This is a genomic window from Rhodanobacter sp. Soil_C_14, from assembly GCF_057657335.1.
Genome location: NZ_JBDGIQ010000001.1, coordinates 330,695 through 350,576, shown reverse-complemented (window position 1 = coordinate 350,576; position 19,882 = coordinate 330,695). Strand labels below are relative to the sequence as shown.

Sequence of the window (19,882 nt, the reverse complement as noted above, 5' to 3'; positions counted from 1 at the left end):
AAGCAGGGGAGGGCCGGGATGGGGTATAGCCTTTCAGAGCTTCAGCGTGATCTGCGCCGTGCCCGGTTCGTCCGGCATCATCCGCTGGGTGAAGCCCAGCTCCCGGCACAGCTGCAGCATCGGCCGGTTCTCCAGCAGCACGTAACCCCACAGCTCGGCGAGGCCGCGGCGGCGGCAGTCGTCGACCAGCCGCTGCATCAGCAGGGCGCCCAAGCCGCGGCGGCTCCAGTCCTGTTCCACCAGCACCGAGAACTCGGCGCTGTCGGTGGCTTCGTCGACATAGATCCGCCCCACGCCGCGCATCTCGGCCGGCTGCTCGGATTCGTCCATCAGCACATAGGCGGTTTCGAGCGCGGGGTCGATGCGGCACAGGCGCTGGGCCATCGGTGCGGGCAGCTCGGACATCGCATGCAGGAAGCGGCGGCGAATGTCTTCCGGCGACAGCCGGGTGAAGCAACGCTGCATCGCGGCCACGTCGCCGGCCTCGATCGGGCGCAGCACCAGCTCCCGTCCATCCTGGGTATGCACCTGCTCACCCCGTAGGGACGGCGCCACGCGGGGACGGGCGAAGCGTTCGCTGCTGCGCGGCGGCAGTGCGGCGTAGCGGGTGGGGGCGGCGAAGTCGATGGCAGGGATCATGGCAGCTCCATACTTTTGCGTATTGTGTGCACCGCAGCATGAATTTGCAATGACGGGCGCTGCGGTGGGCTGTCACATGGTTCCGCGCCATGGCATCGACCGGCCTGCGGATGGTGCAGCACGGGAGATGCAGACAGAAACGCCGTGGCCCCGCACAATGCGGGTCGGAATTCCCCGGAGCGATGGCATGGCCCGCAAACCCGTCCGCGGCCTCACGGCGGCCCAGCTGCAAGCGCTCTGCGGCCAGTGGCCGGGGGTCACCCGTGATACCAAATGGGGTGTCGACATGGTGTTCAGCGTGGGTGGCAAGATGTTTGCGGTGATGCCGTCCGATGGCAGCGAGGGCGGGCGGCTGTCGTTCAAGGTGGGCGACGATCGTTTCCTCGCGCTCACCGATCAACCCGGCATCATTCCGGCGCCGTACCTGGCGCGGGCGCACTGGATATCGATCACCGAACCGCAGCGCTTCGCCACCGCCGAGCTGGCCGCGTACATCCTCGACGCGTACACCCTGGTCCGCGCGAAACTCACCAAAAAATTGCAGGCGGAGCTGGGGCCGCTGCCGACACTCAAGGCGGAAAAGGCATGAAACAGCATCTGGGCGCCCTGGCGCTGCTGGTCGCCGATTACGACGAAGCAATTGCCTGGTACACCCGCGCGCTGGGCTTCGAGCTGATCGAGGACACCGACATGGGCGGCGGCAAGCGCTGGGTATTGCTGGCGCCGCCGGGCTCGCGCGAAACGCGCCTGCTGCTGGCGAAAGCGAACGGCGACGAACAGGCCTCGCGCATCGGCAACCAGACCGGTGGCCGCGTCTTCCTGCTGCTGCACACCGACGACTTCCAGCGCGACTGGCAGCGCATGCGCGCCGCGGGCGTGCACTTCCGCGAGGAACCGCGCCACGAGGCCTACGGCACGGTGGCGGTGTTCGAGGATCTGTACGGCAACGGCTGGGACCTGCTGGAATTGAAGCGCTGATGCGCTACCAGATCAGGTCGTCCGGTACTTCGAACTGCTTGTAATACTCGTCGTCGGTGTCGTTGCCGGCCGTCGTCTCCGTGCGGCCGTGGTCGAGCACGATCATCGCCGCGTCGCGTTCGCGGACCTTGTCGGCGGCCACGCGGGGCAGCAATTCGTAGCCCTCGCCGTGGCGCACGATCACCAGCGTGCCGGCGGCCAGTTGCGCACGCAGCGGTTCGTTCACCAGCACGTCCCTGATCCGGTCGCCGTCGGTGAAGCGGTAGGCGATCTCGCCGTCGCGTTTCACCTTGTGCGCCTCGACGATCTGGCGCACCTGGGCGCGTGCCTCGTTGAGGCGCAGCTGCGCATTGCGCTCGGCGGCGATGGCCCGGTCGCGCTCGGCCTTTTCCGCCTGCAGGCGCTGCGCCTCGAGCTGTTCGGCGCTGGCGGCTGCGGGCGCCTTGCCCTTATGTTTCTTTGCCTGTTCGCGCACGACCTGCGCGGCCTTGGCCTTGTTGACCAGGCCGGCCTTGAGCAGTTGTTCCTGCAGCGGATTGCGCATGTTCGGGAGATCCCGGCTGTGCTGGGCCGGCCATTGTAGACCGCGCGGACCGCCGCGCGGCCCTGGCCGGATTCGCCTGCTGGCCGAGGACGCCACCGGAGCCTGCTCGTCGCCACGCTATCCGGCGCCTCGCCGCGCGTCCCGGATGCGCGCTGGCGGACGGCCGTTGCCGGCGGTCGGAACGGAGGCTTTACAGCGCGATATCCAGTGTGCATACTGTGTATATGAAGTATGCACAGATCGACCCCGAACTGCTCCTGTCGACCAGCGACAGCACGCCGATGTACCAGCAGATCGTCAACCAGATCACCACCAAGGTGATGGCCGGCGACTGGCCGGCGGGCCAGCCGTTGCCGTCGATCCGCGAGTTGGCCAGCGCCAGCCGGGTCAGCGTGATCACGGTCAAGCGCGCCTACGCGGAACTGGGCCAGGCCGGGGTGATCGTGACGCGGCACGGCATGGGTTCGTTCGTGGCCGAGTCGCCGAACCTGTCCCACAGCCTGTTGCAGGCCGAGTTCACCCAGCACTTCGAGGCCATGCTGGCCTGCGCGCGACGGCTGGGCCTGTCGGCCGAAGACATCCGCCAATTGCTTGACGACGAACAGGCCGACTGGCCTGCCGAACCCACCAGGGGATCAACACCATGAGCACCGCCTTCGCCCTGTCCGGGGTGACCAAACGCTACGAGAACTTCGCGCTGCGGGACATCGACCTCAGCATGCCCGAGGGGCAGGTGATGGGGCTGGTAGGCGTCAATGGCGCCGGCAAGACCACCTTGCTGCGCATCCTCGGCGGCCTTGCGCTGGCCGACGCGGGCACGGTCGAAGTGCTTGGTCACGACATGCCGACGCAGCAGGTGGCCGCGAAGGCGGACCTGGGATTCGCCACGGAAGACATGCGCCTGTTCAGGACCCGCACGCTGCGCTGGCACATGGATTTCGTGCGTTCGATCTATCCGGGCTGGGACGAGGTCTACGCGGCCGAGTTGCTGCGCCGTTTCGACCTGCGCGCGGAGCAGAAGCTGGCCGGCTTCTCGCACGGGCAGCGGGTCAAGGCGCTGCTGATGCTCAATTTCGCCCGCCGGCCAAAACTGCTGCTGCTCGACGAGCCCACCACGGGACTGGATCCGGTCGCGCGTGACGAGGTGCTGGAAGCGCTGGCCGATGTCCTGCGTGATGAAGCGCGCAGCGTGCTGTTCTCCTCGCACAACACCAAGGACATCGAGCAGATGGCCGACACCATCACCTTCGTCCACAACGGCACGCTGCTCGCCTCGCGGGACAAGGAATCCTTCCTCGACGACTGGCGCCGTGTCATCTGCCACGGGTCGTGGGTGCCGGACAAGGCCGCGTGGCCGGAGATCGCCGCGGTGCGCCAGAACGGCTCGATCGTGGAACTGAAGGTGCGCCAGTTCAGCGAGGGCCTGCTGCAGCGCATGCAGACGCAAGGCGCGGAAATCCGCAGCGCCGATCCGATGAACCTCGAAGACATCTTCGTTACCACCGTACGCGCGGGAGGTGCGGCATGAATCGTTCCCGACTCAACTGGCCAGTGATCAGGCTGCTGGTGGCCAAGGACTGGCAACTGTTCCAGAAGCAGCTGGCGGCGTGCGTGCTCGGCGGCATCGTGGCGTTGTGCCTGATCGGCATGGCCACCGGCTGGAGTTTCTACCTGGGCTCGCTGCTGCTGATCATCATGCTGGTGTGCACCTCGTGCTTCTCGATCTCGAATTCGCTGCTGGTCGAGCGCAAGGAGCACACGCTGGCGTTCGTGATGAGCCTGCCGGTGACGCCGCTGGATTACTACCTGTCGAAGCTGGTCGGCAACCTGGTCACCTTCCTCGTGCCGTTCCTGGCGATGCTGGCCGGAACCGTGCTGGTGATCCTGTACACGCCGCTGCCGGACGGGTTGGTCGTGCTGTCCTTGCTGATCTTCGGACACGTGTTGCTGGCTTATGCCGTGTCCCTGAGCGTGGCCATGGCGGTGGAGTCCGAGGGTTGGAACATCTTCGCGATGATCGGCAGCATGCTGCTGATCAATCCCCTGATCATGCTGTTGGGGCAGATCCCGGCGATCAATGATCACGTCAAGGTCGACACGATTTATTTCGCTCCCGTCGCGGTGGCGATCCTGCTGGCCCAGGCGACGCTGAGCGTGGCGGTGCTGGCGGTGACCGGCTGGGTGCACTGCCGGAAGAAATCCTTCTACTGAGCTGATCCACCGTTCCCGCTGAGCGCAGTCCGCGCAGCGGGCGGAGTCGAAGCGCCTTCGCGTCCCTGGTCGTGCTGGAATCCGACCAGGGAAAGGCGGGGTGCAAGGCAAGAACCCTCTCGTCAGTCCGACAGATCCGTTCGGAGGTTTCGCCATGCACGACACCGTGCGTTTTCACTACATGGACAACCTGCGCGCGCTGGCGATGCTGGCCGGGGTGGTCTTCCACGCCGCGCTGGCCTACAGCCCGCTGCTGCACCCGTATTTCCCCACGGCCGATCGCGCGCAGTCGCCGGCCGTCGACCTGGTCATCTGGTTGCTGCACCTGTTCCGCATGCCGCTGTTCTTCGTGGTTGCCGGCTTCTTCGCCGCGATGCTGCTGAACAAGCGCGGGATGGCTGGCCTGATTCTCAATCGGCTCAGGCGCATCGGGTTGCCGCTGGTGATCTTCTGCCCGCTGGTGATCGCCGCGATGAGCTACAGCACGCTGCATGCCGCGGCGTACGTGCAGAACCCGTCGCCGGTCCTGCTGATGATCCGGCAGTTCTCGCAGATGGCGAACCCGCCAGCGCTGCCGCCGGGCACCGGGCATCTGTGGTTCCTCTACTACCTGCTGTTTTTCTACGTGCTGACCTGGGTGGCCAGAAGCCTGGAGCTGGGCAAGCCGGGCAACTTCGTGCGCGGCCTGAATCCCGCGTGGCAACTGCTGCTGTTTCCGATGCTGCTGGTGCCGGCGCTGGCTTCGGTGAGCGCGCCGCATCCGGCACCGGAAAGCCTGTTTCCCCAGTTCTGGGCATTCGGCTTCTACGGGCCGTTCTTCGTTTTCGGCTACCTGCTGTCTGGCCATGAGGCGTTGATCGAACGGTTCCGTCGTTTCGCGCCATGGCTGCTGCTGGCCAGCGTCGCGCTTTACGGTGCGTTCCTGTATCTGCTCAAGCGCCACGTGCCCACCGCCGCGGATCCGTCCGCCAGCGTGCCCATCGCGGTGATCGAGGCGTGCATCAGCGTCTGGATGACCTGCGTGTGCCTGGTCGCCGGCCGCTCACTGCTGAACCGCAGCAACCGCCTGTTGCGCTACCTGTCCGACGCATCGTACTGGGTCTACATCGTCCATCTGCCGATCCTGTTCGTGATCCAGTACCGGCTGATGGACATGGCGTGGGGGTGGGGCGCGAAGTTCGCGATCTCCGTCGCTGCGACCTTCACGATCTGCCTGCTCAGCTACCACCTGCTGGTGCGCAAGACCGTGGTCGGCCGACTGCTCGGTGCCCGACTGCCGGTGGCGGGAACGGCCGCGGGGGCGTGACTGACGTCGACGCCGTTCGGGCGCAACCGGTCAATCCGCGTTGTCCGGCTCGAAGAAGCTCCAGCGTATGTCGGTGAATTCCGCCTTCATCGCGGCCTCGACGATGTTGATCGCGGCGATCAGTTCGGGGTTGCCGGCGGTGGGCTGCATACGCGCCTTCACCGCGACCATCACGTCGGGGCCCATCTGCAGGGTGATCAGGTTCAGCACGTCGGCGACTTCGGGGCGGTTTTTCAGAAAGCCCATCAGCTCGTCGCGGCGGCGGGGTTCCATGCCCTGGCCGATCAGCAGGGCCTTCACCTCGATCGCCACCAGCACCGCCACCACGATCAGCAGCAGGCCGATCGCGATGGTGCCGGCGGCGTCGAACATCAGGTTGCCGGTGAGCATGGTGGCGCCGACGGCGAGGGCGGCCAGGCACAGGCCGATGAGGGCGGCCAGGTCTTCGCCGAAGATCACCAGCAGTTCGCTGGAGCGGGTTTCGCGGAACCAGGTCCACAGGTTCTGCTCACCGCGCGCCTTGTTGACTTCCTGCAGACAGCCGCGCATCGAGATGCCTTCGACGACGATGCCGAACAGCAGCACGCCCAGCGCCAGCCACGGCCACTTCAGCGGCTCGGGATTCGTGAGTTTGTGCACGCCTTCGTAGATCGAAAACATGCCGCCCACGCTGAACAGCAGGATCGCGACCAGGAACGACCAGAAATACAGCGCGCGGCCCCAGCCCAGCGGGAATTCGTCCGACGGCGGCCGTTTGGCCTGGCGGATGCCGAGCAGCAGCAGGCCCTGGTTGCTGCAGTCGGCGAGCGAGTGCACGGCCTCGGCCATCATCGCGCCGGAGCCGGTGACAATGGCGGCGACGAGCTTGGCCACGAAGATGGCGAAGTTGGCACCCAGCGCGAGCAGGATGGCCTTGATCGGGTTGGCGTGGCCTGACGACATGCGGTTTCAATCCATGGAAAGTGGCCGCCAAGTTTAGCGGGCGCCCGGGATTTTGCGGGGCCAGGCGATGGGGCGATCAGTGGATGCCCACGCCCACGCCCAGGCCGAAGCGGATGTTGTTGCGGCCCTTGTTCATTTCCTCGGCGGTCCACACGTGCGAGTGCGTCACGCTGACCAGCGGGAACACGTAATCCGCTTCGCCGACCTTGCCGGCACGACTGCCGTTGAGCTTGCCGTCGACCGTCATCATCGCGCCGGCGGGATAGTCCAGCGGCTCCACGTAGCCCGGCATCACCGCGACGAAGCGGCCACTGCCGCTGTCGTTCGCCTTCGGCCGCTGCGAGGAGTCGAGCGGGTAGGCCAGCAGCTCGATCTCGCTGTGGTCGGCGAACACCTTGACCTGCACGATGCGGCCACCCCAGACCACCTCGTTGCCGCTGAACTTCTCCGGCGTCTGGGCCACTTCGAAGGGCGCGGCGGTGACGGTGCCGGCGCTGGTCTTGTAGATCGGCGCCGGTGCGCAGGCGGCCAGCAACAGCAGGGCGGCGGGCATGGCGAGGCGGGTCAGCAGGGAAGCAGGACGGATGCGCATGGACGTGCTCCTGGAGGAAGCCGGATGGATGGATGCACCGAGCTTAGCGGCGGCCCGGCGGCCGCGGTAGTCGCGAGGCGGGCAGTGGGCTGGGGACATTCAGCTGGCTGCCGGCTTCATCCAGCAGCCAGTCGAGTTTCACTTCGGCCGGACGCTCCTGTGACAGCAGGCTGGCCAGCACGCGCAGCGGTTCGCGCAAGCTGTCGTCGAGGTTCCACGGCGCGTTGAGGATGACCATGCCCGAGCCGTTGAGGCGCAGCGGCGAATCGTCCGGATGCACCAGCAATTCGGCGCGCAGGATGCGCTTGACGCCGCTGTGCTGCAGCTTGCGCAGGAACGGCTGCACCTGGCTGCGCAGCTTGATCGGATACCACACCGCATACACGCCGGTGGGCCAGCGCAGCAGGGCGGCCTTCAACGCCTGCTCGATCAGCTTGTACTCGGCTTCCTGCGCCTCGTAGGGCGGATCGATCAGCACCAGGCCGCGCTTCTCCTTCGGCGGCAGCAGCGCCTTCAGCGCCTCGTAGCCGTCGCGCTGGTGCACGTGCACCTGGGGATTGCCGCGGAACAGGTCGCGCAGCTTGGACGCTTCCTCGGTGTGCAGTTCGCACAACTGGGCGCTGTCGTCCGGGCGCAGCAGGCGGGCGACCTGTAGCGGCGAACCGGGGTACTGCTTCAGTCCCTGCTCGTTGCCTTCGCCACCCAGGATGCTGGCGCGCCAGCGCTGCAGCAGCGCCGGCACCTTCTCGGCCGGATGCAGGCGGGAGATGCCGTCCTTGTGTTCGCCGGTCTTCTTCGCCTCGAAACCGTCCAGCGGATAGTTGCCGCTGCCGGCGTGGGTGTCGATGTAGCAGAACGGCGCGGGCTTGGCCTGCATCGCCTCGATCAGGGCGAACAGCACGGCGTGTTTCAGGACATCGGCGAAATTGCCGGCGTGATAGGCGTGGCGGTAATTCATGGCGGTCACGGCGGGCGGGGTGGCCGAGTATAGAGCGCCCGGCGCGATGTTCCCCGTGATCGACCGGGCAGTCCGGGCGGAGCCTGCTCCAGAGTTGAGCTCGTCCGCAGCAGTCCGTAAGCTGCCGCGATGAGTTTTCCCCGGCGCCAGCTGTCGCATTCCCGTCCCTGCCTTGCACTGGCCTGGCTGGCCTGGCTGCTCCTGCTGGTCAGCCCGCTGCAGGCTGCACCGATGGCGATGGCTGCCGGTGTTGCGCATGGTGGCCATGCGGCGATGGCGCAGCATGGCGAGCTTGCCGCCGATGCCGGGATGGCGGACGGCTGCTGTGCGGCGCAACCGCTTCCGGCGGGTGATGTCGCGCAGCACGCCTGTCACTGCGCCGCATGGTGCGGCAGCGCCTTGCCGGCATGGGCGCTGCCGATGCCCGATCACGTCGCCATGCAGACGCCGCGGGCGAGGCCGCGAAGCCCGTTCATGCCACACGGCGTGCACATGCGATTGCTGCGGCCACCCGCCGCCTGACTTTCCTGCGTGTCCCCAACCCTGGTGACGACTCGAGCTGTCGAGGCGAGCGTGCCGGGCAACCGTGACCGGCGTCGAGCGTCGACGCCGTGATGGAGAGTTCCATGAAACCTCTTTCTTCCCGCCCCGATCTGTCGCGGCGGCGTTTCGTGCAGGGCGTCGCGCTGGGCAGCGTGGCTGCCGGCGCGGGACTGCTGCGGCCTTCCGACGCCTGGGCGCTGAACAGTCCCGGGCAACCGGCGGTGTTGAGCGGCACCGACTTCGCGCTGGACATCGTCGAGCGAACCGTCAACTTCACCGGTGCGGCGCGGCCGGCGATCACCGTCAACGGCGGCGTGCCCGGTCCGCTGCTGCGCATGCGCGAAGGCAGCACGGTGAGCCTGCGCGTGAGCAACCGCCTGCGCGTGCCCACCTCGATCCACTGGCACGGCATCGTGCTGCCGTTCCGGATGGATGGCGTGCCCGGCCTCAGCTTCGACGGCATCGCGCCGGGCGAAACTTTCCTCTACCGCTTCCAGCTCCGTCAGAGCGGCACCTACTGGTATCACTCGCACTCGGGTTTCCAGGAACAGAACGCGCTGTACGGTCCGCTGGTGATCGAGCCGGCCGGCCCCGAGCGCCATCCGACCGACCGCGACTACGTGGTGATGCTCAACGACTGGACCGACGAGGACCCCGCGCGCATCTACGCCAAACTCAAGAAGCAGAGCGACTACTACAACTTCGCCCAGCCGACTGCGGCGGATTTTTTCCGCGACGTGCGCGAGAAGGGATTGTCCCGCGCGCTGTCGATGCGCCGGATGTGGAACGAGATGCGCATGAACCCGACCGACCTGGGCGACGTCTCCGGTTACACCTACACCTACCTGATGAACGGAGCGGCCCCCGCGCAGAACTGGACCGGCCTGTTCCGGCCAGGCGAGAAGCTGCGCCTGCGCTTCATCAACGGCTCGGCGTCCACGTTCTTCGACGTGCGCATACCCGGACTGAAGATGACCGTGATCGCCGCCGACGGGCAGGACGTCGAACCCGTGCCGGTCGACGAGTTCCGCATCGCGGTGGCCGAAACCTATGACGTGATCGTCGAGCCCCGGGAGGAGCGCGCATACACGGTGTTTGCCCAGTCGATCGATCGCGGCGGTTACGCGCGCGGCACGCTGGCACCGCGTGCAGGAATGACGGCGGAACTGCCGCCGGTGGACCGGCGCGTGTGGCTGGACATGCGCGACATGATGGGCGCGATGCCGCACGCCGGGCACGGCGGTGGCCATGCCGCGATGCCCGGCATGGACTACGGCAACATGGATCATGGCAGCATGGATCACGCGGGGATGGATCACGGCAGCATGGCCACCGCACCTGCCGTGCACCACGCCCGCAGCGAATACGGCCCCGGCGTGGACATGCGCGTCGACACGCCGCGCACCAACCTCGACGATCCGGGCATCGGCCTGCGCGACAATGGCCGCCAGGTGCTGACCTACGCCGACCTGCACACCGTCGGCGGTCCGATCGACGCACGCGAGCCCGGTCGCGAGATCGAACTGCACCTGACCGGCAACATGGAGCGCTTCATGTGGTCGTTCGACGGCATCCAGTACCCCGACGCCACACCCATCCATTTCAACACCGGCGAGCGCCTGCGCATCGTGCTGGTCAACGACACCATGATGAACCACCCGATCCACCTGCACGGCATGTGGAGCGAACTGGAAAGTCCCGACGGGCAGTTCCAGGTGCGCAAGCACACCGTCAACGTGCAACCCGCGCAGCGCATCAGCTACGCGGTGACCGCCGATGCGCCGGGCCGCTGGGCCTGGCACTGCCATCTGCTGTACCACATGGAGGCGGGGATGATGCGCGAGGTGGTGGTGTCATGACCATCCATCGTCGCGAACACTGGCTCATTCCATCGCGCTCGGCATGGCTGATCGCGCTGTTGCTGGCGCTGCCGCCCGCGGTCGAGGCGCAGAGCGCACCCGCTGCGTCGAGCAGCACGGCGCCCATGGCCATGCCGGCGATGCCCGGGATGGATCACGGCGAGATGCCGGGGATGGATCACCCTGCGGTGCCCATCGTTCCGGCGGCACCCGACATGCCGGCGCTGGAGCCGCCGCCGATGCCGGGCATGCCCATGGCGCCGATGCAGGGCGGCCGCCCGCCTGCGGACGCACGCAGCGGCGATTACTCCGACGGCATCGCCGCCAGCCCGATGCACGCGATGCCCGTGCACGGACGCGCAGCGTCCGGCCTGTTGCGGATCGATCAGCTGGAGGCTTTCCACGGTGGCGAAGGCAACGGCCAGCGCTGGGAGATCCGGGGCTGGTACGGCAACGACAGCGACAAGCTGTGGCTGCGCAGCGAAGGCGTGCGCAGCGGAGGCAAGCTCGAGGACGGCGAACTGGAGCTGCTCTGGAACCACGCCACCAGCAGCTACTGGAGCCGCCAGCTGGGTGTCCGCCACGATATCGGCAATGGTCCGGCACGCAGTTGGATCGCCGTTGGCGTGCAGGGGCTCGCTCCGTACTGGTTCGAGCTGGAGGCCACCGGTTACGCCGGGGCCGGCGGGCGGACGGCCGCGCGCTTGCGCGTGGACTACGAGTTGCTGTTGACCCAGCGGCTGGTGCTGCAGCCGGAGCTGGAGGTGAACCTGTACGGCCGGCGCGATCCGCAGCGCCGCTTGGGTGAGGGCTTGTCCGACATCCAGTTCGGCCTGCGTTTGCGCTACGAGATCCGGCGGGAGTTTGCGCCCTATCTCGGAGTGAACTGGATACGTCGGGTCGGCGCGACCGCCGACTATGCACGCCACGACCAGCGGGCGGTGCGGGAGCGGCAATGGCTGGCCGGGGTACGGTTCTGGTTCTGAGATCGCGTATCGTCAGGGTGAGTCGACCCTTGTGGGCCGGTTGACGTATAACGGCATGGCACGCGTGGCGTGCCCTCGACGAACCCAACGGCAGGCGAGCTTGCAACTGATGCGACGGAGACGGACCTCACCGGGGTGGAGCCAGCGCTGCGTGCTGCTGCTGATGGCCGCGCTGCTGTCGCTGTTCGGCCTGTCCGCGTCGGCCCAGCAGCATTCGCTGACCACCTACGACCGCAAGTCGGGCCTGGAAAGCCAGGCCATCAACGTGCTGCTGCAGGACCGGCGCGGCTTCGTCTGGGCCGGCACCGAGATGGGCCTGTACCGCTTCGACGGCGGCAGCTTCGAGCGCATGGGTGCGGCGCAGGGCTTTGCCCGGGGCGAGTACGTCACCGCGATGGTGCAGAACCCGCGCATCGACCTGCTGTGGGTGGCCACCCAGTCCGGTCTGCGCGTCGGCGACGGCCTGCACTTCAGCAAGGTGGAGCCGGCGGGACAACCGCTGGTGGTCGACGTGGGCCGGCAGATGGTCGCGCTGGATGACGGACGGCTGCTGCTGGTGAAGAACGACCGGCTGATGGTGCTTTCCGGTGGTCGTGGCGGCCACGACTGGCAGTTGCGGCCGATGTTCGACGAGGCGCAGCTCGCCGCCGTGCCGCAGCTGCGCCGGATCACCGTGATCCACGCCACGCCCGGCCGCCTGTGGATCGGCTGCGATGGCTCGCTGTGCAGTGTCGATGACGCGGGCAAGGTGACAGTGCACGGAGAGGCTGAGGGCGTGCCCCGCGGCAGCTGGACTGGCCTGTTGCTGGACAGCCACGGCAGCCTGTGGCTGCGCGGCGTGCATCACCTGCGCACGCTGCCGGCGGGCGCCACCCGCTTCGTTCCGCGCGACCTGCCGGCGGGCGACATGGGCGTGGTGAGCGACAACGAAATCCTGGTGGAGGATGCGCAAGGGCACGTGCTGACGCCGACCAATCGCGGCCTGGCGCGCTGGGAGGGTGCGGGCTGGACCTTGATGGACAGTACCAACGGCCTGCCCGACATCGAGATCACCGCACTGCTGTTCGACCGCCAGGGCACGCTCTGGCTGGGAACCTACGGGCGCGGCATCTCGCGCTGGAACGGCTATGGACTGGTCGAGGGCTGGGGCCGCGGGCAAGGTTTCGACAGCGTGCCGAACTGGTCGATCCTGCGCTTCGATGCGCAGCACATCTGGTTCGCCAATGAGCTCGGCGGCAGCGTGCTGGCCGACGGCCAGACCCGTCTGCAGCCGTGGCCGATCCGCTTCGATCCGGCGCCGCGACAGATCCTCAGCCTTGCCCGCGCCAACGACGGCGCGATCTGGGCCGGCCTGTACGACCGCCGCGTGCTGCGCTACGACCCGACCAGCCAGCGCACCACGTTGGCGGCCGAATTGCCCGCATTCGTGAAGTTCCTGCATTTCGATCGGCAGGGCCGGCTGTGGATCGCCACCGTCAACGGCATCTACCGCATCGATCACGTCGACGCGCTGGCCGTGCGCGTTCCGGCGACGCAGACCACCGACCAGCAGTGCTCGGACATCGCCGAGGCCGCCGACGGAACCTTGTGGTTTGCCTGCAACGCCGGACTGCTGCGCTTTGCCGGCGGGCAGTGGACGCGCATGGACACCGGCAGCACGAGCATCGCCTCGGGCTTCAGCGCGGTGGCGGTGGGCACCGATGGCAGCCTGTGGCTGGGCGCGAACGAGCCCGGGTTGTTCCACGCCGCGGTGAGCGGCAGCCGGCTGTCGCTCACGCGCATCGTCGACACCTGGCTGGACAACACCCTGGTGTACTTCGTGCGCCGCGACCATCGGGGCTGGATCTGGGTGGGCGGCAGCGGCGGCGTGGACGTGTACGACGGCGCGCGCTGGACGCACTTGTCACAAGCCGATGGCCTGCTGTGGGACGAGACCAGCCAGAACGGATTCTTCGAGGATCGCGATGGCTCGATCTGGATCGCCACGGCGATCGGCGCCAGCCACATCCTGCAGCCGCAGGCCATGCTGGCCTATCAGCCCGGCAAGGTCCTGATCACCTCGGTGATGCAGGGATCGGCGCCGGTGAAGTCCGGCGACAGCATCCGTCTCGGCGGCCGGCACGCCGCGTTGACCGTGCACTACGCGCTGCTGGGGAAATCCTCGGGCGGACAGCCGCGTTATCGGTATCGACTGCAGGATTCGGAGTGGATCGAAACCGGCGCGAACGTGATCAATCTCGCCGGCCTGCCGTCCGGCGACTACCGCCTCGAGATCGAGGCGATCGACGACGACCACCGGACCGTCTCGCCGCCGGCCCAATTCGATTTCGGCGTGCCGCCGCCGTGGTGGCTGAGCTGGTGGGTCGGCCTGCTGGCGGTCTCGCTGCTGGCTTTGCTGATGGCGCTCAGCTGGCGCTGGCGTTCGCGCCGCCTGCGTCGGCACAACCGCCGGCTGGAAGCGATGGTCGCCGATCGCACTGTCGAGCTCACCGAGGAGAAGCGCGAGCTGGAACGGGCCCGCGCCGAGCTGTACCACCAGGCCACCCATGACAGCCTCACCGGCATGCACAACCGGCGGGCGATCCTCGACCAGCTGGCGGCGCTGCTGGAACCGGGCCAGCGTCCGCTGCCCGGGCTCGCCGTGGGGCTGATCGATGCGGATCACTTCAAGCGCATCAACGACACCCTGGGCCACCAGGCCGGCGACGCCGCGTTGCTGGCGATCGCCCGTCACCTGCAGCTGCACGTGCGCGACGACGACCGGCTGGGACGCTACGGTGGCGAGGAGATCCTGCTGCTGTTGCCCGGCATCGATCGCCCGCATGCCGAGCAGCGCATGCGCGACATCCAGACGGCGGTGAGCGCGGTGCCGCATCATTGGAACGGGCACGCGTTTGCGGTGACGCTAAGCATCGGCATGGTCTGGATCGGTGCCGAGGCGACTTCGGTCGAGGACCTGATCCGGCGCGCCGATGCGGCGCTGTACCAGGCCAAGAGCGGCGGTCGCGATCGCGTCGTGGTCGAGGCAGCGGGCGCCGACTGACGGTCAGTCGATGATGTTGTGGCTTTCGGTGGTGCCCAACAGCTCGGCCTGTTCCGGCATGCGCCGGCGCCGATGCAGCAGCGGGTGCATGAACACCGCAGCCAGGATCACCGCCACGCCGGCGTAAAACCACTGATCCAGCTCGTGCTGCTCGCCCAGCAGCACGATCGCCAGCACGATCGCGTAGACCGGTTCCAGGTTGGTCACCATCTGCGTACCGAACGCGCTCATGTGACGCAGCGCCACCAGCGCCAGCGCGAACGGCAGCAGGGTGCAGCCGAACGACAGCGCCAGCAACAGCAGCGCGTCGTGCAGGCCCGGCAGCACGAAGGCCGGCCCGACGTGCGGCAGCAGGGGCGCCAGCAGGGCGAGGAACACGGTGCCGGTGCCCAGTTCGATGAAGGTCACCGTGAGCGGATCGCCGTGTTCGACCAGGCGTTTGTTGAGCGAACCGAAGAACGCCACGAACAGCGCCGACAGCACGCCCACCGCGATGCCCAGACGCATGTCGTGGGGCACGCCGCCCACCACCATCACCACCCCCGGCACCACCGCCACGCCGATCAGCAGTTCGCGGGCATCGAACCTGCGTCGGGCGATCCATGGTTCGATGAAAGCCAGGAACACCGGGCCCAGCGCGATGCAGGTGGCGCCGACCGAGGCGTTCGAAAGCTTGATCGCCGCGTAGAAGGTGAGCCAGTGCAGCGACACCAGCACGCCGATGCCGGCATACGCCCAGATCAGCCGCGCAGGCATCGCACGCAAGCCGCGCCAGACTTGCGGCACCAGCAGCAGCGCCAGCGTGACCAGGGCCATCCGCCACAACACCAGCGGCAGGGCCGGCAAGGTGATCAGCTTGCCCAGGATCGCGGTGAAGCCCCACAGCAACACGCAGAAATGGATCTGCAGACGGGCCTGGCTGACGGCTTGCATGGGTATTCGCAGGGAAGGGCGGTGCGACATTCTAGCGTCCGCATCGGGGCAGGCGGATTCTCACAAGGCGCCTGCAATGACCGGTTTGGCCGGGCCTGTCGCTGCATCGTGGTTTGAGTTTGCATGCGGCTGTGGCAGATTGCCCGGACTGTCCTGCGCCGGGGGAATCGCATGTCACGTAACCGTTATGCCTGGATGGCGCTGTTGCTGCTGGGAGTGCTGCAGGTTCTCGCCGGATGCTCGAAGAAGCAGGAAGTCTCGCCGGCACCGATCAGCGGGGAAAGGTCGAAGGCCGGCGCGATGCTGGCCTACGAACATGTGCTGCGGATCAGGTTGCCCGGCGCCGAGATCGCCGGTCGCCTGGCGGCGGCCCGGCGGGCCTGTGAGACGGCCCGCTTCGGCGCCTGCAATGTGTTGCGCATCGAGCAGGCCGAACACGATGCCGAACTTGTCGTGCGGATCGTTCCGGACGGCGTCGAGCCGATGGCGAAGCTGGCCGCGCAGGGCGGCACGGTCGGATTCCGGCAGACCACGGCGGAGGATCTCGCTGATGCCGTCAACGACAACCAGCGTCAGCGCGAACTGCTCGAGAAGCATGGACAGCACCTGGCGGAACTGGCGGCACGCAAGGACATCGCCGTTGCCGATCTGATTGCGCTCAGCCACGAGCAGGCTTCGGTGGAGAGCCAGCTGCAATCGCTGCAGGCGGTGGCTGCCAACCAGCAACGCCGGCTGGATACCAATCGGCTCGAACTGCATTTCCGCGATGCCGGCACCTACTCGCGCAGCGGGCGTATCGGCGATGGTTTTTCCAGCCTGCTCGACGAAGCCACCGAGGGCGTGACCGATGCCCTGGGCTTGCTGGGCTATGGCCTGCCATTCCTGCTGCTGGCCTTCCCGCTGGCGCTGCTGTGGCGTCGGTTGTGGCGGCGGTTTACCCGCCGTGGATCAACGCAGGAGCGTTGACGAGGCGTCGCCTGGCCATTGGCGCCGGGCCGACGCAGCGCTTACTTCTTCGCCGCCGGCTTGCCCGCTGGCATCATCTTGCCCGAGCTGCGCAACTGCTGCAGCACGGTGCGGCAGGTGTTCTCGCCGTCGTCGTCATGGCTGGGCGCGACCAGGGCGAGCAGGGCGGCGGCCGGCGCCGCGACCACGCTCAACGCCACCGCGCCGGCGCCGCGGGCGATCAGTGGGCCGGGATGCACGCCGACGTTGGGGTTCTTCAGCGTGCCGTTGACGTACAGCGGCGAGCGCAGCGAGAACACGCGGAAGCCCTTGGTGTGGGGCGTCACGTCCAGGTCGAGTTTCTCGCTGGCCAGGTTCACCGTGCCGGTCACGTTGATCACCGCGTCGTCGGTGTCGAACACGAACAGGCGCATGTCGAACAGTCCGTCGCTGGCGGCCATGTCGGTGGCCGCGCAGTTGATCTCCACGGTCTTGTCGCCGAACAGCTTGCCGATGACGATGTTGCCCACGTTGAGGCCGGCGGTTTCCAGCAGGTTCTTGCTGATCGCGCCGTCGTTCATCAGCAGCTTCAGTTCGCCGTCCGCGCTGCCGAGCAGGGCGGCGATGGAATTGCCCTGGGCGCTGAGGTCGGCGTCGCCGTTGATCTCGCCGAAGCTGGTGTGCATCGGCTCGAAGGTGGGAAACAATTGCTTGAGCTTGAGATGGCGCGCGTTGAGTTTCAGCAGGCCGCGCATCGGCGTGCGGCTGCCGTCCAGCGTGATGTTGCTGCGCACCTTGCCGCCGGCCACGCCGAAGCTGAGCGGGTCCAGGTAGAGCGCGCCGTTGTTCATCACCAGGTGGGTGGCCAGCGAGTCGATCGGCAGTGCCTCGCCATGCACGATGCGCTCGCTGCTGAAGCTCACGTCGGCGTCCATCGCCTGCCAGCGTTCGGTGCGGAACGGTGCGACCGGCAGCAGTTTGTCGGCCGGCTGGGCGGGGCGATCATCGGCGGGCGCGGCCTTCGAGCTGCCGCCGATCAGCGGCGCGAGGTCGGCGAACTGCAGCAGTTTCGAGTGCAGCTTGCCGGTGAGTTTGGGGCGCTTGCCGCCGGTGACGAACAACAGGTCGCCAGACAGGTCGCTGCCGCCGACCCGACCGCGGAAATCCTGGTAGTGATAGCGGCTGCCCTTGGAGTGCAACTCTGCACTGAGATGACCCTCGGTCGCGTACGGCGGGGTGTCCGGCAGGGTGACGCCGGTGAGCGGATACAGCTTGGCCATGCTGGAGCCGGAGAACCACAGCTGCACGTCCAGCGCGCCCAAGTGCAGCGGATCGGTCAGGGTGCCGACCAGCGCGATGTGCGTGTCGCCCAGGTTCACGTCGGCCTGCAGGGGGAACGGCCGACCGGCGTCCTGCAGGGCGAGCATGGCGCCGGTCTTGCCGCGGCCCTTCAGCGGATTGCCCTGGTAGCTGCCCTCGGCGGTCCAGCCGAACTGGTAGGTGATCGCGCTGTCTGGCCGGTGTTGCCTGTCGGCGGCTGCGTTGTTTGCGCTGTCCGGCAAAGCCTTGTTCGTGCTCTCGGGCAAAGCCTTGCCCACGGCCTTGCTGGCTTGCTCGCGGGCGTCAGCGGTCTGCTGCGCCACGATCTGGTCGTAGGGAATCGCTCCCTGCAGCGGTTCGATGGTGGCCTTGAGCCGGGTGCGACTCGGCGCGTCGTCCAGGCTCAGCTGGCCTCGGTCGAAGCCGACCGTGCCCACGTCCAGCGTCCAGCTCGACGGTTGCTCGTTCCGGGGAAAACTGAAGTCCCAGCTGGCGCGGCCCTGCTTGTCGCGCTCCAGGTCCACGCTGGGCTTCACGAGTTGCAGCGACGGCACCTCGATGCGATGGGCGATCAGCGGCAGCGGCGAAAGCCTGAAGCGCAGCGCCTGCAGTCGGGCGAACTGCGGTTGCTGTGCCCACGGGGGATTGGCGATGCTGATGTCGCGTGCGGTGAACTCGGGCCACGGCAGCAGCGAGGCCAGCCAGCTGCCGTTGCGGTCGCGCCGCCAGTCGACGGTGAGGTCGCCGTTGATCGCGAATGGCCGTCCGATCGCCTTGCTCACCTTGTCGCTGATGAACGGACGCATCCGGTTCCAGTCGAAGGTGGCGATCACCACGACCAGGATCAGCAGCACCGCCAGCACGACTCCCACGATCCATGCGAGGACTTTGCGGCTGCGCTTCATGCTGGTCTCCTGTCACGGGGTCGCGAAGTCCATGCATAGCCCCCCGCGTGACAAGATTTCGTGGTGAAGTCCCTGCTGGCGTCAGCGGGGATTCATCCCCGCAGCGGCCGCGGGTGCGCCCGCCCGGTTCAGTGCACCGGTTTGGCGTCGCGCACCGGCACGGTGAGGCTGCACAGGCCGACCTTGCCCACCGGCTCGGGATAGAACGCATTGTGGCCCTGGCGGCTGGCATCGATCAGGGCCGCGAAGCTGGCGCTGTCGGTGCGCAGCACCTCGATCGCCGGGCGCTCCGGCGCCGGCATGTCGGCGGCCAGGCGCACCGACTCGATGCGGGTACGGCGGGCGGGATCGGCATAGAAGCCCATCGGCTCGGGCCCGCGCGGCAGGCCGGACAGCAGGGGCATGCCTTCCAGCACGCGGCCGGCGACGGCGAGGTTGTGATCCAGTTTGCGCGCCTGGCCGATCACCGCGTATAGCGAGCTGCCGCTGCCGCTGTCCGGCGCCACGTCGCGCGCCACGCCGACCGTGCCATAGCAATGCGCCACCCACTCCTTGCCGCTGGCCGGATCGCGGCCCACCGGGAAGCCCCCGCTGAAACCGACTTCGGGTGCGTAGACATCGCCATCCGGCAGTGGCGTCCACGGCTGCTTCGCAGCGATCGCGCGGCTGAACTCCGGCGGCAGGGTCTTGCTGGCCTTGCCCAGCGAACGGATCTTGTCCTTGTCGCCGTTCTCGTCATCGTTCGGATCGCCCCACTGGGTGACGAAGTTGTCCTGCACGCGGATGATCGCCAGCCCGTCGAAGTAATGCTGGCGCACCAGGGTGCGAATGTTCGCCGCATGCAGCGGGGTGAAATCCTGGGCCAGCTCGATCACCACGCGACCCGTCGGCAGCTGCATCACCAGCAGGTTCTGCGGATCGGGCCTGCGCCATTCGGCCGGCGCGGATTTCGCCAGGATTTCCTTGGTCGTCGGCGTGGGCTTGCCCTGCTCGGCAGCGAGGGCCGGCAACGCGGTCAGACTGCTGGCCAGCGCGAGACCGGCGATGAGATGGCGACGACGCATGGCATTCCCCTTGGGTGACCGATAGGCGAGGGCTGCAACTTAGCAGAGTGCCGCGACCAGTTGATCGCAGGCATGACTTCAGGCCCATGTACTAGTGTCAAGTTAATACTATGA

Annotated in this window: 19 protein-coding genes; 11 read left to right on the top strand and 8 right to left on the bottom strand. The window is 67.5% G+C overall.

Annotation, left to right across the window (positions count from 1 at the left end; genetic code table 11):
* Positions 1-33 precede the first annotated feature (33 nt).
* Positions 34-639, bottom strand: a complete 606-nt coding sequence (locus AC3A56_RS01645) for a GNAT family N-acetyltransferase (RefSeq protein WP_056718679.1) — start codon at positions 637-639, stop codon at positions 34-36.
* A gap of 187 nt (positions 640-826) precedes the next feature.
* Here AC3A56_RS01645 and AC3A56_RS01640 point away from each other — a divergent pair, with 187 nt between their 5' ends.
* The gene (locus AC3A56_RS01640) at positions 827-1,228 is read left to right on the top strand and encodes an MmcQ/YjbR family DNA-binding protein (RefSeq protein WP_056718680.1); all 402 of its coding nucleotides are present in this window, start codon (positions 827-829) and stop codon (positions 1,226-1,228) included.
* On the top strand, positions 1,225-1,617 hold the full coding sequence (locus AC3A56_RS01635) for a VOC family protein (RefSeq protein WP_487769129.1): 393 nt from the start codon (positions 1,225-1,227) through the stop codon (positions 1,615-1,617). Before AC3A56_RS01640 ends, AC3A56_RS01635 begins: the two co-directional genes overlap by 4 nt.
* Positions 1,618-1,621: 4 nt before the next feature.
* Here AC3A56_RS01635 and AC3A56_RS01630 read toward each other — a convergent pair whose 3' ends face one another.
* Entirely contained in the window at positions 1,622-2,161 is a 540-nt protein-coding gene (locus tag AC3A56_RS01630; RefSeq protein WP_487769128.1) for a DUF2058 domain-containing protein, read from the bottom strand.
* 224 nt (positions 2,162-2,385) lie between these two features.
* Between AC3A56_RS01630 and AC3A56_RS01625 the strand changes: the two genes are divergently transcribed.
* From AC3A56_RS01625 to AC3A56_RS01610, 4 genes are all read left to right on the top strand, one after another.
* Positions 2,386-2,808, top strand: a complete 423-nt coding sequence (locus tag AC3A56_RS01625) for a GntR family transcriptional regulator (RefSeq protein ID WP_487769127.1) — start codon at positions 2,386-2,388, stop codon at positions 2,806-2,808.
* On the top strand, positions 2,805-3,689 hold the full coding sequence (locus AC3A56_RS01620; RefSeq protein ID WP_056718685.1) for an ABC transporter ATP-binding protein: 885 nt from the start codon (positions 2,805-2,807) through the stop codon (positions 3,687-3,689). Before AC3A56_RS01625 ends, AC3A56_RS01620 begins: the two co-directional genes overlap by 4 nt.
* The gene (locus AC3A56_RS01615; protein ID WP_487769126.1) at positions 3,686-4,372 is read left to right on the top strand and encodes an ABC transporter permease; all 687 of its coding nucleotides are present in this window, start codon (positions 3,686-3,688) and stop codon (positions 4,370-4,372) included. The genes AC3A56_RS01620 and AC3A56_RS01615 overlap by 4 nt, the downstream gene beginning before the upstream one ends.
* Positions 4,373-4,526: 154 nt before the next feature.
* On the top strand, positions 4,527-5,678 hold the full coding sequence (locus tag AC3A56_RS01610) for an acyltransferase family protein (protein WP_487769125.1): 1,152 nt from the start codon (positions 4,527-4,529) through the stop codon (positions 5,676-5,678).
* Positions 5,679-5,708: 30 nt separating this feature from the next.
* Here AC3A56_RS01610 and AC3A56_RS01605 read toward each other — a convergent pair whose 3' ends face one another.
* The 3 genes from AC3A56_RS01605 to AC3A56_RS01595 all read right to left on the bottom strand — a co-directional run bounded on the left by AC3A56_RS01605 (position 5,709) and on the right by AC3A56_RS01595 (position 8,170).
* Complete coding sequence (locus tag AC3A56_RS01605) at positions 5,709-6,620, bottom strand: cation diffusion facilitator family transporter (RefSeq protein ID WP_056718688.1); 912 nt, start codon at positions 6,618-6,620, stop codon at positions 5,709-5,711.
* A gap of 76 nt (positions 6,621-6,696) precedes the next feature.
* On the bottom strand, positions 6,697-7,212 hold the full coding sequence (locus AC3A56_RS01600) for a Slp family lipoprotein (RefSeq protein ID WP_487769124.1): 516 nt from the start codon (positions 7,210-7,212) through the stop codon (positions 6,697-6,699).
* A 43-nt stretch (positions 7,213-7,255) separates the two neighbouring features.
* Entirely contained in the window at positions 7,256-8,170 is a 915-nt protein-coding gene (locus AC3A56_RS01595) for a 23S rRNA (adenine(2030)-N(6))-methyltransferase RlmJ (protein ID WP_487769123.1), read from the bottom strand.
* Positions 8,171-8,299: 129 nt separating this feature from the next.
* On the opposite strand from AC3A56_RS01595, the gene AC3A56_RS01590 reads away from it, so the two are divergent.
* From AC3A56_RS01590 to AC3A56_RS01575, 4 genes are all read left to right on the top strand, one after another.
* On the top strand, positions 8,300-8,692 hold the full coding sequence (locus AC3A56_RS01590) for a hypothetical protein (RefSeq protein ID WP_056718690.1): 393 nt from the start codon (positions 8,300-8,302) through the stop codon (positions 8,690-8,692).
* A gap of 104 nt (positions 8,693-8,796) precedes the next feature.
* Positions 8,797-10,572, top strand: coding sequence for a copper resistance system multicopper oxidase (locus AC3A56_RS01585; protein ID WP_487769122.1), 1,776 nt, complete (start codon positions 8,797-8,799; stop codon positions 10,570-10,572).
* A complete protein-coding gene (locus AC3A56_RS01580; RefSeq protein ID WP_487769121.1) occupies positions 10,569-11,558 on the top strand; it encodes a copper resistance protein B in 990 nt (329 codons plus the stop codon). Before AC3A56_RS01585 ends, AC3A56_RS01580 begins: the two co-directional genes overlap by 4 nt.
* Before the next feature lie 151 nt (positions 11,559-11,709).
* The gene (locus AC3A56_RS01575) at positions 11,710-14,601 is read left to right on the top strand and encodes a ligand-binding sensor domain-containing diguanylate cyclase (RefSeq protein WP_487769120.1); all 2,892 of its coding nucleotides are present in this window, start codon (positions 11,710-11,712) and stop codon (positions 14,599-14,601) included.
* Between the two features lie 3 nt (positions 14,602-14,604).
* On the opposite strand, the gene AC3A56_RS01570 is transcribed toward AC3A56_RS01575, so the two are convergent.
* Positions 14,605-15,534, bottom strand: a complete 930-nt coding sequence (locus AC3A56_RS01570; protein ID WP_487769119.1) for a DMT family transporter — start codon at positions 15,532-15,534, stop codon at positions 14,605-14,607.
* Positions 15,535-15,705: 171 nt separating this feature from the next.
* Between AC3A56_RS01570 and AC3A56_RS01565 the strand changes: the two genes are divergently transcribed.
* Positions 15,706-16,500 (top strand): DUF4349 domain-containing protein, encoded by a 795-nt coding sequence (locus tag AC3A56_RS01565; protein ID WP_487769118.1) that lies wholly within the window; start codon positions 15,706-15,708, stop codon positions 16,498-16,500.
* A gap of 41 nt (positions 16,501-16,541) precedes the next feature.
* Here the strand turns inward: AC3A56_RS01565 and AC3A56_RS01560 are convergent, their stop codons facing one another.
* Together AC3A56_RS01560 and AC3A56_RS01555 are read right to left on the bottom strand one after the other, a co-directional pair.
* Positions 16,542-18,704, bottom strand: a complete 2,163-nt coding sequence (locus AC3A56_RS01560; protein ID WP_487769117.1) for an AsmA family protein — start codon at positions 18,702-18,704, stop codon at positions 16,542-16,544.
* Between the two features lie 128 nt (positions 18,705-18,832).
* Positions 18,833-19,768 (bottom strand): peptidylprolyl isomerase, encoded by a 936-nt coding sequence (locus AC3A56_RS01555; protein WP_487769116.1) that lies wholly within the window; start codon positions 19,766-19,768, stop codon positions 18,833-18,835.
* Between the last annotated feature and the right edge of the window lie 114 nt (positions 19,769-19,882).

What these genes read in the sequence shown, in the direction of transcription:
- AC3A56_RS01645 (WP_056718679.1), bottom strand. Translation starts at nt 639, where the DNA reads ATGATCCCTGCCATCGACTTCGCCGCCCCCACCCGCTACGCCGCACTG.
- AC3A56_RS01640 (WP_056718680.1), top strand. Translation starts at nt 827, where the DNA reads ATGGCCCGCAAACCCGTCCGCGGCCTCACGGCGGCCCAGCTGCAAGCG.
- AC3A56_RS01635 (WP_487769129.1), top strand. Translation starts at nt 1,225, where the DNA reads ATGAAACAGCATCTGGGCGCCCTGGCGCTGCTGGTCGCCGATTACGAC.
- AC3A56_RS01630 (WP_487769128.1), bottom strand. Translation starts at nt 2,161, where the DNA reads ATGCGCAATCCGCTGCAGGAACAACTGCTCAAGGCCGGCCTGGTCAAC.
- AC3A56_RS01625 (WP_487769127.1), top strand. Translation starts at nt 2,386, where the DNA reads ATGAAGTATGCACAGATCGACCCCGAACTGCTCCTGTCGACCAGCGAC.
- AC3A56_RS01620 (WP_056718685.1), top strand. Translation starts at nt 2,805, where the DNA reads ATGAGCACCGCCTTCGCCCTGTCCGGGGTGACCAAACGCTACGAGAAC.
- AC3A56_RS01615 (WP_487769126.1), top strand. Translation starts at nt 3,686, where the DNA reads ATGAATCGTTCCCGACTCAACTGGCCAGTGATCAGGCTGCTGGTGGCC.
- AC3A56_RS01610 (WP_487769125.1), top strand. Translation starts at nt 4,527, where the DNA reads ATGCACGACACCGTGCGTTTTCACTACATGGACAACCTGCGCGCGCTG.
- AC3A56_RS01605 (WP_056718688.1), bottom strand. Translation starts at nt 6,620, where the DNA reads ATGTCGTCAGGCCACGCCAACCCGATCAAGGCCATCCTGCTCGCGCTG.
- AC3A56_RS01600 (WP_487769124.1), bottom strand. Translation starts at nt 7,212, where the DNA reads ATGCGCATCCGTCCTGCTTCCCTGCTGACCCGCCTCGCCATGCCCGCC.
- AC3A56_RS01595 (WP_487769123.1), bottom strand. Translation starts at nt 8,170, where the DNA reads ATGAATTACCGCCACGCCTATCACGCCGGCAATTTCGCCGATGTCCTG.
- AC3A56_RS01590 (WP_056718690.1), top strand. Translation starts at nt 8,300, where the DNA reads ATGAGTTTTCCCCGGCGCCAGCTGTCGCATTCCCGTCCCTGCCTTGCA.
- AC3A56_RS01585 (WP_487769122.1), top strand. Translation starts at nt 8,797, where the DNA reads ATGAAACCTCTTTCTTCCCGCCCCGATCTGTCGCGGCGGCGTTTCGTG.
- AC3A56_RS01580 (WP_487769121.1), top strand. Translation starts at nt 10,569, where the DNA reads ATGACCATCCATCGTCGCGAACACTGGCTCATTCCATCGCGCTCGGCA.
- AC3A56_RS01570 (WP_487769119.1), bottom strand. Translation starts at nt 15,534, where the DNA reads ATGCAAGCCGTCAGCCAGGCCCGTCTGCAGATCCATTTCTGCGTGTTG.
- AC3A56_RS01565 (WP_487769118.1), top strand. Translation starts at nt 15,706, where the DNA reads ATGTCACGTAACCGTTATGCCTGGATGGCGCTGTTGCTGCTGGGAGTG.
- AC3A56_RS01560 (WP_487769117.1), bottom strand. Translation starts at nt 18,704, where the DNA reads ATGAAGCGCAGCCGCAAAGTCCTCGCATGGATCGTGGGAGTCGTGCTG.
- AC3A56_RS01555 (WP_487769116.1), bottom strand. Translation starts at nt 19,768, where the DNA reads ATGCGTCGTCGCCATCTCATCGCCGGTCTCGCGCTGGCCAGCAGTCTG.